Origin of the sequence: Bradyrhizobium sp. B039 (assembly GCF_038965675.1) — a bacterium.
Taxonomy (GTDB): Bacteria; Pseudomonadota; Alphaproteobacteria; order Rhizobiales; family Xanthobacteraceae; genus Bradyrhizobium; species Bradyrhizobium diazoefficiens.
Genome location: NZ_CP152416.1, coordinates 7,270,019 through 7,282,967, shown reverse-complemented (window position 1 = coordinate 7,282,967; position 12,949 = coordinate 7,270,019). Strand labels below are relative to the sequence as shown.

Here is a 12,949-nt window from a genome sequence, read left to right as displayed (position 1 = left end):
ATACCATGACGTGGCGCCTCGCCCGCGCGCTCGAGCAATTGCGCGCGCAAGTCAACCAGAAATGGCCGCAGCGCAGCAAGGAAAGTGATGGATCAATCGGCGACGAGCACCATTCCGCCCGGCTATCGGACCACAATCCGGACGGCGCCGGAGTAGTGCACGCGATCGACATCACCCACGACCCGAAGGGCGGTTTTGATAGCTACGCCTTCGCCGATATGCTGCTGAAACGGCAGGACCACCGGCTGAAGTACGTGATCTCGAACCGTCGGATCGGGTCAGGCCCGGCCGGTCCTGCGCCTGGCGTGTGGCGTCCCTATACGGGCATCAACCCCCACGATCACCACTGCCACGTCTCGGTCATGTCCGGCCAGCTCGCCGACGACATGTCGGCCTGGAGCATCGACGGGGTGGCGGTGCCGTCCCCAGTGGCCGCAGCGGCCTACGTGCAGCCTCCAGCCACCCTGCGCCCCGGCGCCACCGGCGCGCTCGTCCAGACGCTCCAGGGCCGCCTGAACGCCCATGGGGCCTCGCTGAAGGTCGATGGCGACTTCGGCCCCGCCACCCTGGCGGCGCTGGTTGCCTTCCAGAAGTCCACCGGGCTGGCCGGCGATGGCATTTGCGGCCCGATGTCCTGGCGAGCTCTCGCCTGATTTACCGCGCGTAGCGGCCTCCTACGCAAACTGCCCCCCCACATCCCCAAAGGTGAAACATGAAGCGCTTTCTCAGCGTGGCCTTGGCCGCGCCCATCCTCCTGCTCGCCCTGACCGGTACCGTCTCGGCCGCCACGATCGACATCGGCCAGGCCTTCACCGGCGGCATGGTCGACGCCATCAACGGCGCCGTGATGGCGCTCATCACGGCCGGGGTTGGCTGGCTTGGCGTGGTCCTCAAGAGCAAGTGGAATATCGACATCGAGGCCAAGCATCGCGAGGCGCTGACCGCGTTCCTCAACCGGCAGGCGTCCAGCCTGGTCGCGAAGGGCGCCGTGAAGGTGCAGGGCCTCAAGGTCGAGGTCGGCAGCGATGCGCTCGCGGTCGCGGCAAATGCGGCGCTGCATTCGATCCCGGACGCGCTGAAGTTCTTCGGTCTGACGCCTGAGTCCATCCAGAAGCGCATTCTCGATCTCCTACCGCAGCAGCCTGCCGTCGCGCAGGCGCAGGCGGTCGCGCTCGACGTCGCCAACTCAGCCACGCCCAGCAAGGCAGCCTGATATGGGATCGGCTATTGCCGCGTGGTTCGCGAGCAAGGGCGTCGGGCTTCTGCTCGGCGCCCTCGCAAAGCTGATCCTCGACGGCTGGAACGAGTACCGGAGCGATCAGGCGCTCAAACAGGCCGGATCGGCTGAGGTTGCGGCCAAAACCAACGCGGAAACCGTGGAGATCCAAGATGAGATGGCCGGCGTTGCTCGCCCTTCCGATGATGCTGTTGCTGACAGCCTGCGATCCGGGAAGTTCTGAGGTCGTCATCAAGACGATCTGCCCGCGGATCAACGAGTACGACGCCAAGACGCAGGACCGCGCCTTGGCAGAATACAATGCGCTGCCGGCTGGGTCTGCGCTCCGATTGTTCATCGGGGACTACAAGCAGTTGCGAGAGCAGATTCGGGTTTGCCGGGCGCGCGGCGCTGCCACGAAGTAAACTAGACGGGCCGCCGCGCTGGTTGCACAGCACGACGACCCTAACCCGCAAAGAGGCGTGAACCTCAGTACAGGCTTGGAATAGAATGCCTCCTAAGGGTGAACAATCTATGCACGAGAATGACGTCAGAACCGTTGTTGCAGAAGTGCTCGCCGAGCAGAAGCGGCTGCACAACAACGAAGTGGACGAGGTTGTCTTGAAGACCATCGCGACCATTCTGACGTCATTTGGAATCGAGGAAGAGGACCGCGTCGAGCTGCGCGCCGATTTCATCCACCTCCGCAAATGGCGCAAGAGCGTCGAGCAGGCGCAGACGATGACGTTCAAGGTCGTCGTGACCGCGATAGTCACCGGCGTCGTCGGGGCCTTCTGGCTCGGCTTCAAAGCCCTGATGGGCAAGTAACCTTAAATCGAAAGCATCACATGATCTCCCGCCTTGTTCTGGCGGCGCTGGCGTTCGCCTGTGCCGTTACTCCGTCGCGCGCCGAAACCAGCATTGCCTCTCAGTATGGAGTCGGTGACGGCTACCACGGAAAGCGCACCGCGAACGGGTCTCGATTCAACACCTACGCGACCAGCCCGTACACTGTGGCGCACAAGACGCGCCGCTTCGGGTCGGTGCTCCGCATCACCAATCTCTCCAACGGACGCTCCATCTCTGCCGTCGTGACGGATCGCGGTCCGTTCGTCAGGGGGCGCTGTGTCGACCTGGGGCGGGCAGGGGCCAACGCGATCGGCATGGGCGGCACCACTCGGGTGTCGGTCGAGTGAACGAGCGCGGCGCCAATCTTCTGGTCACCGCAGCAGCGTTTCGCGGCGAGCTCCAAAAGATGCTGCTCGCTCTCGGGATCGTGCTGCTGATCCTGATTTCAGTATGGCTAATCGAGGAGTGGCGCATGCGCAAATTCGGTGCGGCGATGGGATGGGTCGGCTTCTCATGCCTTGGGGTGTTCGGTTTGTGCGCTGCGGCGCTTATCACGGTGGGGCTCCTATGAAGGTGCAGGCTCTCGGAATTCGCTCCCATTGCAGGTCGGGTCCGGCCAGTTTTCGCGCGTTTTGACCCAGAGCGGCCCACACGGTTGACCACCTCTCTCGCTGCGACCTTGTTTCGCGGGTCACGGGCGGGGACAAGCGTGTATCGTGCCGTTGCACAGGCGTAACGCACCTTTAGGAGGAGCGTCGCATGATCGATAGACGAGGCCTCGTTGCAAGCGGGATTATTATCACTGTGCTTGCGCCGCGATCGGTTAAGGCGCAGAGACCAGGAAAAGTATGGCGAGTGGTTTTCTTTTCGGTTGCGGCGGGTCCGAACCCTCTTGCTGATTCCTTCACGCGAGGATTGAAGGAGTTAGGTTATAGTGAGGGGCGCGACATCTCGATCCAGTACCGTTGGATGGCTGGTCATGAGAGCCAATATGACGATGTGGCGCGGGAGTTGGTCCAGAGTGAGCCGGACGTGATCGTCACGGCCGGCCATCCGCCAGCTGTTGCTATCAAGAAGGCTACAGCACAGATACCAATCGTCGCGCTTGCCGTCGTTAATCCCGTAGGAGGTGGCCTAGCTACCAGCATCTCTCATCCCGGTGGCAACTTGACTGGATTTTCTTTGGAGGTCACGCCGGAAACAAACGCCAAAATGCTCGAGCTTCTGCACGAAGCAGCCCCTAAACTGACTCGAATTGGCGCACTTTGGAATTCTGCGAATCCTGGCAGCCGTTTCTACCTTGATGCGGTGAAGCAGGCAGCACAATCGCAAAAGCTTACTTTCAACGCTTACGATGTGCGGCGAGCCGAAGACATCGACACTGTGTTCCGTTCACTTCGCGGAAACGTCGAGGGGCTCATTGTTTTTCCAGAGGGGCTCCTATGGACGTATCGGCGCAATATCGTTGATGCTGCGCGGGAGGCACAACTAGCGACGATTTTTGGTTATCGCGATGCGGCCGAAATGGGAGCACTGATGAGCTACGGCCCCGATCTCGTCGATCTCTTCAGGAGAGGCGCAGCATACGTCGACAAGATCATCAAAGGCGTCAAACCTGCCGAGCTTCCGATTCAACAGCCGGCAAAGTTCGAGCTGGTGATTAATGTCAAGACGGCCAATGCCTTGAACATCGGGATACCGCCAACGTTGCTCGCCCGCGCGGATCAGGTGATTGAATAAACGTATTAGTCGTCCCGGTGCATTAGTCCGCACATGGCCCGTTGCTGACCTGCGTGACGAGCGCGCCGAAGTCCGGTTTGTGGGGTGGAGCGGACTAGCACCTGATGCATTGGCGAGGTCGCCTGTTGACCCCGAACGGACATTGGGTCGCAGCGTCTCGAGTCGATTGGCTGCGTCGGCCAACCTAGGGGATAAGCGCCGTCGGCATTGGTCCGGTTGGCAGCGGCACAAACTGACGCTGCTGCCCCCTTACCATTGCCAAGAGCGCCAATATGATTGCAACGACCGCCAAGAGTCTGACCATCAAATTCAGACCTGCTGGAATTGTGTTCGTACGGACGAGACCTGGACTTTGGACATGCTTGGAAAAGCAATCGTTCAACTCACGGTCAAAACATGCATGCTGAGGAAACCAGCACCGTGAACATGTCGACGTCAAACTCGCGCTCCAAGCTCATTCCGAACCGCCCAAGCCACTTGTCCTGAGCCAAATATGCCAACTTCTCTCGCGCCCTCGGGCATTCGAACGTGAGCTTGGCCAGGTTCTGGAGGTGATGGACCATTTCGTGGACCAGGATCGATTGTTCGGCTGGTGAAGTCCCAGTCCAGTCATCAGGGAGCAGGATCGTTTTTGACCTGTTGTTATAGAGGGCGACGACCTGACGCTGAACCAGTTCATCGAATGCGTCGTTCTCCGTGAAACTTTCCGAAAGGGAACCATCTCCGAACCGCATCGTCGCGAGTTTCATCTTCGACGCAAATTCGATGGCTGGACGTTCCTTGATGGCCGGCAGATCGAAATTCGAAGCGAGCCAAGTCACAATTTCATCCAACAAGTCTTCCGCGGCTCGCGTTGCGTCGGCACGCGACGGAACCGAAGGCGAACCGGTGGGCGCGGTGGGCTCCGACCCTTCACGACAATGGGCTTGAGACGAAGCCGCTAACGTTAGAGAGGCTATGACCGCGAGCAAAAGAAATCGCTTGAACATGAAAACCTCCTCGGAGGTCGTTCGAAACAGAAACCCTTTTGAAAAATCAGTCAGCAATTGAACTTGCTGCAAGCATAGCATTCGCGTCACGACGCGGTTGTGAACCCGTTCACACTCGGAATCGTGGCGCGCAAGGCGCTTAGTAAATCAAGCTATCGGCAGAGGACGAGTATGACTTAATGGTGATCGCGGTGGCGGCAACAAGGAGAGCGACAGCCACAAAGCCGGTGATCGCGCGATGCTTCATGATGGGAAACCTCAGTCTCCGAAGCCCACAGAAGTGAGCCCCGGAAATCCCGAAAAGGTTCAACCGGATGACCAACTCGATGAGGGTCACGTGGCTGCACTTCTGGCGCTGGGCTGCAGTGTAGTCCGCAGGTGGCCGTTAGCGGACCGCCAAAATCGATGCCGTCAAATCAGCTGCTGGATCCTAAGCGGACATCCAGCTGGCCACAAAAAGACCCACAGTGTTTTCAAAACTGCGGGCCTTTTAATGGGGTGGCTGGCTCATGCGCTGCCTAGCGTATTGAGCCACCTCGCGACTCCCAGTAACTAGGTGTCCCGTAGTACTGGTGGGTCCGCGTTTCCCAGTCTCGATCCTGCCACGAGTCATCACTGAACTCAGGCGCGTCCTTCAGCTGTTGTTCGGTGATATTGGTTCGAAAACCACTAAGCGACGTATCGTATGTTAGAGCTCCCCAAGGAATGGGGTAATGGCTGTGGCCCAACCCAACAAATCCGCCAAAGCTCATGACGGCATAGGCCACACGACCTGACACCTTGTCGATAATGAGGTGATCAATCTCACCGATGTTCTTTCCATCTGCTCCATAAACCTCGGTCCCTTGAATGTCTTCGCTTGAGATGCATTGATGATCCGGATGGGCTGTTGCGCGGGCCATGGCTTCGTCTCCCTGACAGGTAGGTTTTATCGGCTTAACTCGGCCGCTCCAGGGGTGTTCCTAACTTCGGAGAACATGTCGCACGCCAATCATCAATCTATCGTCGTCGACATCGATTCAAACAACCTCCAGCTCCGATCCCATGGCGAAAACCTGTATCGGAAGGCGAAGTGGGCAAAAGACGAGGATAATGAGGCTGCCAACTGAGCGGCCTTATTTTAGGTAGGCGATTTTAGCCCCGGTGAACTCAGCCACTCGTCAATGTTGGCGCTGCTCTCGCGGGTCCGGAACGAAAGGCGCCATCCTTTTGTTCAATCGTCCAGAGAGTTCAAAGGAGAAGGACTATGATCGCTAACAGACTTATGATCTTGGGGGCGGTGCTCGCCTTCAGCGCCAACTCCGTTTATGCCGGTCCCTGCACCACGGTGAGCCGCGATGCAGGATCAGGGAATGTCCCGGGCTATACGGGACAAACCACTGGTTCCACAGCAACTGATTCCAAGCAGCAACCGCCGACATCTTCGATGAGCAAAGCCTCGGAGAATACCGCAACGTCGTCGGAAGATGCGCAGCGCCAGATGCAGAGCCAGCCCACCGCTGCCGAACAATCAAAGGCGACCCACCCCGCACCCTCTGCGCAGTCACCGGATCGGACGGCAGGCACCGTCGAGCAGACCCGCCCTGCGCCCACTGAACAATCAAAGAAGGCAACGGCAGGCACGGCCGAGCCTGCACCGTCCCAGAAAAAGGTTACGGCGGCCGACCAGGACTGCGAGTAAGCGCGCGGGTCAATGGTTTCAAGCCCCAGGCTGGCGGGAAAGCGAGACAGTCTATGTCGCGGCTAAGGGCGTGCCGACTGGTCGACGCTCGCGCACCTAGCCTACGTCGGCTTGTGGCCCGTAGCCGAACAACGGTCTAGCATTTGCCACGTCGGCTGACAGCGGTAGGCCGGACATCGGCCGCGACGGCGGACTCCCCATCCGGGATGGGCGATATGAAATCTCTGTGCAGGCAAGTTGGTCTTCGGGCGCCATCGAACAGCACAGTGATGCCCGTCGTCCGGCGGCTCACTTCGGTGACGATGCCACTCCGGTTAGCCAGCCCTGGGCATCGAGCGGCACTAAGCTTGCTCATTCTGAAGCGCGTACCGACAGCAAGAGCGCGCGGCTTTCCTCCGGCTGGCATCACGCGGCACCTTGCAGCGGCAGCGCGAGCTGCACGTCGAAGCGCCTGGTGGCATTGGCGGCGATGAAGTCCTGTAGCGCGGACGGGACCTCGGCGTCGCTGTCAGTTGCGCGCTGCGCCAGCGCTTCGGCGACGTCGGACGTGGCGTCCCGTGACCAGCCTTCGCCCGGATTGAAGCACACAATCCTGACCGGATAGGCGTATTGGCCGGATAGGAGATCTCTGAGGACAGTCTCGAGGTCGGTGTCGGTTTCGTCGGTCTCGCGCCAGGCGCAACCGGCGCGGACGCCGAAGTCCTCGAGGACCAGATAAATGTCGCGGTCGAGGCGGTCGGCCGGCACGATCGGGGGCGAGGTACGCATACGCAAACTCCAACACAGACCGTGGCGGAGAGACGGCCCCGGCTTCAGGGTGGCTCCGGTGGTAGGCCGAGGCCGCTCCGCCAGCTCGGACAGCGAGCCGGCGAGATTCAAATGCCGCGCGCTTGCGTGGTTCCTGCAAGGAATATCAACCCGTAATTCGCGGCTCCATCTGCGCGTATCCTGATTAGGACAGCAGCGCTGGCGCTTTATGGCCCGCCGGTCAAAATTGCTCAGACTTCGACCTGCCGTAGGTGTTGAAATGATCCATCACCGCGCGGTCCCTCGGGCTCTATCGGTGATGAGAACGCCATCACGCGCTCCCGCCTTCAAGAATGGAGCCGTGCCATGCAGCGACGCCACCTCAAGCAAACTACGTCCCTTGAAGAGCGCCTTGCCGAACAAGCCCAGCGTCTCCGTCAGGAAGCCAAATCGCTTCCACCTGGTTTCGAGCGCGAGCAAGCAATCCGCAAAGCGCGGCAAGCCGAGACCGGCGCGCATATCAGCGAGTGGCTAAACTCGCCCGGATTGCAGCCGCCTAAGTAGCCGCCTCCATCGGTCTTTGATTTAGCTCAATGACCCCGATTGGTCCCGCCTATTCGCTGGACCATGAACCAATCCGACAAGCCGGATTCAGCTAAGCCGCCAGCTCCTCAGCCGACACGCTTGGATGAGGTGCGCCAGGCCGTTGAAGAATACGCTGCTGACCTCCGGGAAATGATCAGAAAGCTCCGGCAGAGGCTGCTGCATTGAGGCCGGCGTCCAGCAAGGTCGCCAGCTTCCGGTCGTTCGTTGCGCAAGAGTTTGCCATTCCTGTCCGGAACACTACTGCCAATGTTGGGAAACGAACAGAACGGCGCTCGGAGCTGTGAGTAAGCTCGGAGCTGCTTGAGCTTCCCCAAGGTCCAAGCACCCACGGCCCCGGCCTCAACGCCCACCACGACACCCCACGGCCGGGGCCGTTTTTCTCCGCTATCGATAGCCCATTGCCGGCATCGGCGGCCTGACCCAATCAAAGTTTGGCCTGACCTCGGCGCCACGCCCGCCGCAGGCGGTGCAGACGAAGCGCGGCTCGATATCTGACAGCCGGACATCGTCGCGCCAGCGATCGGCGCTGAGAGCAACGTGATGACCGCAATGGCAATAGACGAGGACGCCGCGCAAGCCCATCTCGCGCATCTCGCCGAAGGTGATCTTGATCGGTCGACCGTCGACGTGCGTAGGCGTGTGGCGGTGGACAGGGCGAGGCATGCCGAGATCAAAAGCGGCGTCGCAAGCACGTTGCAAATTATCGATTCCTAGTAGCACGGCGCGAGCGCGAGCTACTGCCGGTCGTGGGTTAAGTGCCTTGTGCGCAGGCCGCCGGTTCACGCTGGCGGGCCACAATCGGCGCACAATTTTGGATTGTGCGACCAGGTTGTAGGTGCTACGTTTTCCCGTGCTATGTGGAGCGAGATACTAGTTCGTATCGCCATTATCTGTGTAGGGCTCACACCTGTCGTGGCGCTAGCAATGCTGACGTTCTGGAAGTAAGGCCGTTTCAAGTTGGCGGGCCTACTCTTCGGCGCGATCACCCTGGACGGCGAGCAGCTCTCTGATCCACGCCACTTTCTCTTTGGCGCTGATCGGTCCCTGTATGGTCTTCCGGATGTCCTCGACCAGGCCTTCTAATCTTAGTCGATGCGCGCGGTCGGCTTCGCGGCGGCTGGCATCAGCAATCTCATCGAGAGCAACCATACGGCGAGTATTGCTGATTTTTCCCGATGCGTCAAAGCGCCGTTGGCGGCCCCTGACCTGATCGGCTCCTCGAAAGGCCGCCCCGGCCCGCCTTCATCAGGCCTGCTTCACGCTCTCCGCGATTGCGCGTTCAACTTCTGAGGCGAGAACCGTCAGGTGATCGGCCAGCTTCGTAAAAAGCTCTCGCTTCTTCGGGTCAGTCGCCAGGTCACGGATGAGGGCGCACTCGGCGGCGTCTGTGCGAAGCTTTTCCAACTGAGCCTGCATGTCTTTCATTGCGATCAGTTCCGTTCCCGAGCGGGAACCATACCGCTTATGTACGAAAGCGGATAGACCTGATTGCCAGTTCTTCCTAAGGTAGGGATGCTTAGCGACCCATTACCGCCGAGCAAACCTCCAACGGTCCCAGTATAGGGGTATGCTGGGGCCGTTTTTATTGGGCCTCAGCCTTGATCAGCCGCACGAAGGTCCCGCTTTCGTGCAGCTCGAGCCAGCCGCGCTCGATCGCAAATTTGAGGCCGGCGCCGAATTCGGCACCTGTCGCCTGGCAGCCGTTCTTCGACAGAAACGGCGCGTTGATCTTCTCGATGTGGATGCGCCCGTTTATAGGCTCGACGTCGGCGGCGAGCTCGAGGAGCTTGCGTGCGGCGACTTGCGGATCTGCGAAGGGGCGGGTCTCGGCGAGCTTCATGCGCTGGCGCCGGCGAGCTTGTCGCGCTCGATGCGGGCCAGCTCTTTGGCCTTGGTCTCGGCCTCGCGGCACGTCAGCAGCTCCGGCTGAAGCCGCCGGCCTGGCAGATCGTCCCAGTAGAAATAGACGCTCGGCCGGCCGTCAGCGAAGCGGACCTCATAGCTGCCGGTGCCTGGAACGGCTTCGTGCTTCTTGATGGCGATGGGCGCGGTCATGGGCGGCTTTATTGGTTGCTGGCCGAAATAGGCTACTCGCAGGGAAATAAGCCACTGGCTCGTCGGCGTAAACAGTGTCTACTCGGCTGTTTGCTGCGCCCACGCAGCCGTGCTGCGGCACCTCGAACCGATCAAGATCGAACCGGAGAAGGCCGCCAACTGAGGCGGCCTGCACTAAGGCAGCCATTCGTCGAAGGCACTCTCCGGAATGCTCGGCTGCGTCTCCGACCATGCGATCTCGAAGGCCTCGCGCGTGGCTTCGAAGGTGGCGGCTATCCTTCTGCATGTCAGCTTCCGATCTCGACGCTCAGCGGCGGTGTCGGAAATTTCCGAGAGCTAGAGGGCTTGCGCCTATCCTTGTCTTGATAAACCATGTCACCCTTTGCTTATAAAGCTTGTACATGGCCTTCTCCCTTCGATTTTACCTCTTTGCTGAAGACGGGCTAAAGCGCATCTCGCAGCGCGTGATGATGGCGCTGGTGCACGCCCAAGACGCGATGCCCCAATATGCGGGCACGAAACAAAAGGTCGCTAACGTAATTCTTGAGGTGGACAACGCAAAGCCGCTTCGCATTGAGCGAATTGAGGGGAGCTTTCTCAGGTTCGATGACAAGGGACAAGTCCACAAGGATCTTGTCGCCTCAGGGTTTGCGGCCCTCGATACAGGTCTTGCACTGCAACAGGCTCTTCGAAGGCCGACTGGCAAAGTCGTTGACCTTGCTCCGAAGCTTAACCGCGAGAAGTGGGAACGCGAGAACCGGTGGACTCCGACTAAAGAAGATCTGGAAGCAATTGCGGATGATATCTGGCGCAAGCGTGCTGGTGAGCCTCGCATCGAGCAAGCGAAAGGCGCTGCTCCCAAACCCCCAAGGGTGACCTACGAGGCGAAGGAAGCGGTACGTGAAATTCTGAGCCTCGTCACGAGCATTGACAATAAGCTGAGGTGGCTGAGCGAAGTCGATCTCAAGGGCTTCGCGTTCGAGGCTCGCGAGGTCTCGAAAGGTGATTCGAGCCGCCCAGTCTGGCTCGGCATTGCTCAGCTCGCGGATCATTACCGTGAGATACTCACCCGCCGCCGCACTGGTCGCGGAACGTGGTACGCGGTCTTGCACATTATGCGCTGGGATACGACCCGTCGCACTGCGGAGACTACAGCGTCGTTCCACAAGCGGTGCGGCTCGAAGGCAGAAGCAGAAGAGGCGGCCAGGGCCCTGTTGGTCGAGCACGCCAAGGATTTTAGCGGGGATATCTCAATCGAAGCTGAGGTTCTTTGCGATCTTGAATGGGATGCGGAGGAGGACACGAGACTGCTCTGAAGTCCGGAACGTCGCTAGAACAAATTCCCCTGAATTTCCCCGCCTGTTGCTGCTTAGTTCTGCCCTCCAGTGCCTTTAACCGCCAGATGCGCAATAAGGCAGGAGACGGAAAAGCTCTATGATTTAAAGGGTTTTAATGGTGGGCGCACAAGGGATCGAACCTTGGACCTCTCCCGTGTGAAGGGAACGCTCTCCCGCTGAGCTATGCGCCCGGGACCATCATGCCGACGGCCGGACTTTCGGCCGGCCGGCGTATCAGAGCCCGCGATTTAGAAGTGCGGGCCGAGGGTGTCAAGTTTCGAGGCGTCCTCCGGCCCGAAAACCTTCCGTGGATCCCGCAATCCAGCGGTGAAGCCGGGTTTCGGCCCGCTTAGGCGCCCTGCTGGCGGGCGCGGGAGGCGTGGGCCTGGAGCGCGCGGATGCGCTCGGCCAGTGTTCCGCCGCCCTCGGGCAGGGTGCCTGCGGCCGCGCCGTTGGCCGCGGCGTCGTTGGCCGGGCGCGGCGCCGGCTTCGGCGGCTGGCCGGCCTCGGCCGCAAGCAGCGCCTCGATCGGCGAGTTCGGGCCTTCGAGCTGCATCGCCAGCTTTGCGACCTCGGCGGCGATGTCGTTGATGCGCTCGCGCAGCAACGCGTTCTCCATGCGCTCGGTCGCCCAGGAGCTTTCTGCCTGCTGCTGGATCGCGTTGATGTCGCGCTGGAGCTTGGCGCGCTCGTCGCGCGCGGTGCGGAGCTGCTCCTCCAGCGCGGCCTTTTCCGCGCGCAGCTGCTCCACGGCGGCCGACGATTTGCCGCCGCTCAAGGCGGCGATCTCGACGCGGAGCTCCTTGATGGTGCGCTCGGAGCCCTCGCTGGCCTGGCGGAGCTGGTTGTTCTCGTAGTCGCGCTCGGCGAGCAGCTTGCCTTGTGTGGCGAGGCGTCCCTCGAGGTCGGCGACGCGGCCCGAGAGCATCTCGGCCTCCTTCACCTGCACGATGAGCTGGCGATCGAGCTCGTTGACGCGCTGGCTCAGATTCTCGACGCGTCCGCGTGCATCGCCGAGCTCGCGCGAGGCGGTCTCGGATTCGGTTCGCTCCTGCGCAAGCCGCGCCTGCGTTGCGGCAAACTCCTTCTCGGCATCGCCGACGCGGTTCTTCAATTCCTCGATCTGCGCGCGCACCGCGACCAGCTCGACCTGGCGGCTCTCCGCCATCATCGAGCGGTTGGACAGTTCGGAGTTGATCTTTGCCAGCTCGTTCTGCTTGTCGGTCAGCGCATTCTCGGCGCCGCGCAATGCTTCGGTCTTGGCGCTGAATTCCTCTTCGGTGGCGCGGAGCTGCTCCTTCACCGCCTTCTCGCGCGCCTCCAGCGCGAAGATCGTGGCGTTCTTCTCGCCGAGCTCGATCTTCATGCGGTTGATGGCATCGCTCTTCTTGCCGAGCTCGGCGAGCTGGCTCGTGGTCTTGTTCTTGAGCTGGTCGACGCTCATCTCGAGCCGGCGCGCCGACATGGCGAATTCGGCGCGGAGCTGGTCCTTGTCGGCCTGGATCTCGGCCATCGACAGCGGGGTGGCGGCCTCGAGCCGGCGCGTGGTCAGGCGCACCGCGCGGTTATGCACCAGCGGCACGATGGCAAGCCCGCACAGCATCGCGAGCAGGAAACCGATCGCCAGGTACATGATCGGTTCGACCATGGGCCAGAACTCCCAAAGCTAAGGAAAAATTTACCAACGACAATGCATGGCGGGCCGGCAAAAAGCCAGCCCCGCCCTGTT

19 protein-coding genes and 1 tRNA gene are annotated in these 12,949 nt (G+C 60.8%); 10 read left to right on the top strand and 10 right to left on the bottom strand.

What is annotated here, in order from left to right; translation table 11 throughout:
• Positions 1-5: 5 nt before the first annotated feature.
• The 7 genes from AAFG50_RS34615 (at position 6) to AAFG50_RS34585 (ending at position 3,805) form a co-directional block, all read left to right on the top strand.
• On the top strand, positions 6-653 hold the full coding sequence (locus AAFG50_RS34615; RefSeq protein ID WP_342714043.1) for a peptidoglycan-binding domain-containing protein: 648 nt from the start codon (positions 6-8) through the stop codon (positions 651-653).
• A gap of 59 nt (positions 654-712) precedes the next feature.
• Positions 713-1,213, top strand: a complete 501-nt coding sequence (locus AAFG50_RS34610) for a hypothetical protein (protein WP_342714042.1) — start codon at positions 713-715, stop codon at positions 1,211-1,213.
• A 1-nt stretch (position 1,214) separates the two neighbouring features.
• Entirely contained in the window at positions 1,215-1,460 is a 246-nt protein-coding gene (locus AAFG50_RS34605; protein ID WP_342714041.1) for a hypothetical protein, read from the top strand.
• A gap of 290 nt (positions 1,461-1,750) precedes the next feature.
• Positions 1,751-2,044: a hypothetical protein gene (locus tag AAFG50_RS34600; protein ID WP_342714040.1), complete on the top strand. Its 294-nt coding sequence runs from the start codon at positions 1,751-1,753 to the stop codon at positions 2,042-2,044.
• Between the two features lie 20 nt (positions 2,045-2,064).
• The gene (locus AAFG50_RS34595; RefSeq protein WP_342714039.1) at positions 2,065-2,412 is read left to right on the top strand and encodes a septal ring lytic transglycosylase RlpA family protein; all 348 of its coding nucleotides are present in this window, start codon (positions 2,065-2,067) and stop codon (positions 2,410-2,412) included.
• Entirely contained in the window at positions 2,409-2,636 is a 228-nt protein-coding gene (locus AAFG50_RS34590) for a hypothetical protein (protein ID WP_342714038.1), read from the top strand. The genes AAFG50_RS34595 and AAFG50_RS34590 overlap by 4 nt, the downstream gene beginning before the upstream one ends.
• A gap of 188 nt (positions 2,637-2,824) precedes the next feature.
• Positions 2,825-3,805: an ABC transporter substrate-binding protein gene (locus AAFG50_RS34585; protein WP_342714037.1), complete on the top strand. Its 981-nt coding sequence runs from the start codon at positions 2,825-2,827 to the stop codon at positions 3,803-3,805.
• A 389-nt stretch (positions 3,806-4,194) separates the two neighbouring features.
• Here the strand turns inward: AAFG50_RS34585 and AAFG50_RS34580 are convergent, their stop codons facing one another.
• Complete coding sequence (locus AAFG50_RS34580; RefSeq protein WP_342714036.1) at positions 4,195-4,794, bottom strand: DUF6647 family protein; 600 nt, start codon at positions 4,792-4,794, stop codon at positions 4,195-4,197.
• Positions 4,795-5,312: 518 nt separating this feature from the next.
• Positions 5,313-5,696 (bottom strand): PRC-barrel domain-containing protein, encoded by a 384-nt coding sequence (locus AAFG50_RS34575; RefSeq protein ID WP_342714035.1) that lies wholly within the window; start codon positions 5,694-5,696, stop codon positions 5,313-5,315.
• A 344-nt stretch (positions 5,697-6,040) separates the two neighbouring features.
• Here AAFG50_RS34575 and AAFG50_RS34570 point away from each other — a divergent pair, with 344 nt between their 5' ends.
• On the top strand, positions 6,041-6,475 hold the full coding sequence (locus AAFG50_RS34570) for a hypothetical protein (protein ID WP_342714034.1): 435 nt from the start codon (positions 6,041-6,043) through the stop codon (positions 6,473-6,475).
• 405 nt (positions 6,476-6,880) lie between these two features.
• On the opposite strand, the gene AAFG50_RS34565 is transcribed toward AAFG50_RS34570, so the two are convergent.
• The gene (locus AAFG50_RS34565) at positions 6,881-7,243 is read right to left on the bottom strand and encodes a hypothetical protein (protein ID WP_342714033.1); all 363 of its coding nucleotides are present in this window, start codon (positions 7,241-7,243) and stop codon (positions 6,881-6,883) included.
• A 345-nt stretch (positions 7,244-7,588) separates the two neighbouring features.
• Between AAFG50_RS34565 and AAFG50_RS34560 the strand changes: the two genes are divergently transcribed.
• Positions 7,589-7,786, top strand: a complete 198-nt coding sequence (locus AAFG50_RS34560; protein ID WP_246740601.1) for a hypothetical protein — start codon at positions 7,589-7,591, stop codon at positions 7,784-7,786.
• A gap of 426 nt (positions 7,787-8,212) precedes the next feature.
• On the opposite strand, the gene AAFG50_RS34555 is transcribed toward AAFG50_RS34560, so the two are convergent.
• The 5 genes from AAFG50_RS34555 to AAFG50_RS34535 all read right to left on the bottom strand — a co-directional run bounded on the left by AAFG50_RS34555 (position 8,213) and on the right by AAFG50_RS34535 (position 9,883).
• The gene (locus tag AAFG50_RS34555; RefSeq protein WP_342714032.1) at positions 8,213-8,491 is read right to left on the bottom strand and encodes a hypothetical protein; all 279 of its coding nucleotides are present in this window, start codon (positions 8,489-8,491) and stop codon (positions 8,213-8,215) included.
• Between the two features lie 303 nt (positions 8,492-8,794).
• Positions 8,795-8,977: a hypothetical protein gene (locus AAFG50_RS34550; protein ID WP_161534718.1), complete on the bottom strand. Its 183-nt coding sequence runs from the start codon at positions 8,975-8,977 to the stop codon at positions 8,795-8,797.
• A 96-nt stretch (positions 8,978-9,073) separates the two neighbouring features.
• Entirely contained in the window at positions 9,074-9,253 is a 180-nt protein-coding gene (locus AAFG50_RS34545) for a hypothetical protein (RefSeq protein ID WP_161534719.1), read from the bottom strand.
• Between the two features lie 157 nt (positions 9,254-9,410).
• Positions 9,411-9,668 (bottom strand): hypothetical protein, encoded by a 258-nt coding sequence (locus AAFG50_RS34540; protein WP_342714031.1) that lies wholly within the window; start codon positions 9,666-9,668, stop codon positions 9,411-9,413.
• On the bottom strand, positions 9,665-9,883 hold the full coding sequence (locus AAFG50_RS34535) for a hypothetical protein (RefSeq protein ID WP_342714030.1): 219 nt from the start codon (positions 9,881-9,883) through the stop codon (positions 9,665-9,667). The genes AAFG50_RS34540 and AAFG50_RS34535 overlap by 4 nt, the downstream gene beginning before the upstream one ends.
• A 401-nt stretch (positions 9,884-10,284) precedes the next feature.
• Between AAFG50_RS34535 and AAFG50_RS34530 the strand changes: the two genes are divergently transcribed.
• Entirely contained in the window at positions 10,285-11,199 is a 915-nt protein-coding gene (locus tag AAFG50_RS34530) for a hypothetical protein (RefSeq protein ID WP_342714029.1), read from the top strand.
• Positions 11,200-11,336: 137 nt separating this feature from the next.
• Here the strand turns inward: AAFG50_RS34530 and AAFG50_RS34525 are convergent.
• A tRNA-Val gene (locus AAFG50_RS34525) sits at positions 11,337-11,411 on the bottom strand.
• 158 nt (positions 11,412-11,569) lie between these two features.
• On the bottom strand, positions 11,570-12,868 hold the full coding sequence (locus AAFG50_RS34520; RefSeq protein WP_028176027.1) for a hypothetical protein: 1,299 nt from the start codon (positions 12,866-12,868) through the stop codon (positions 11,570-11,572).
• Between the last annotated feature and the right edge of the window lie 81 nt (positions 12,869-12,949).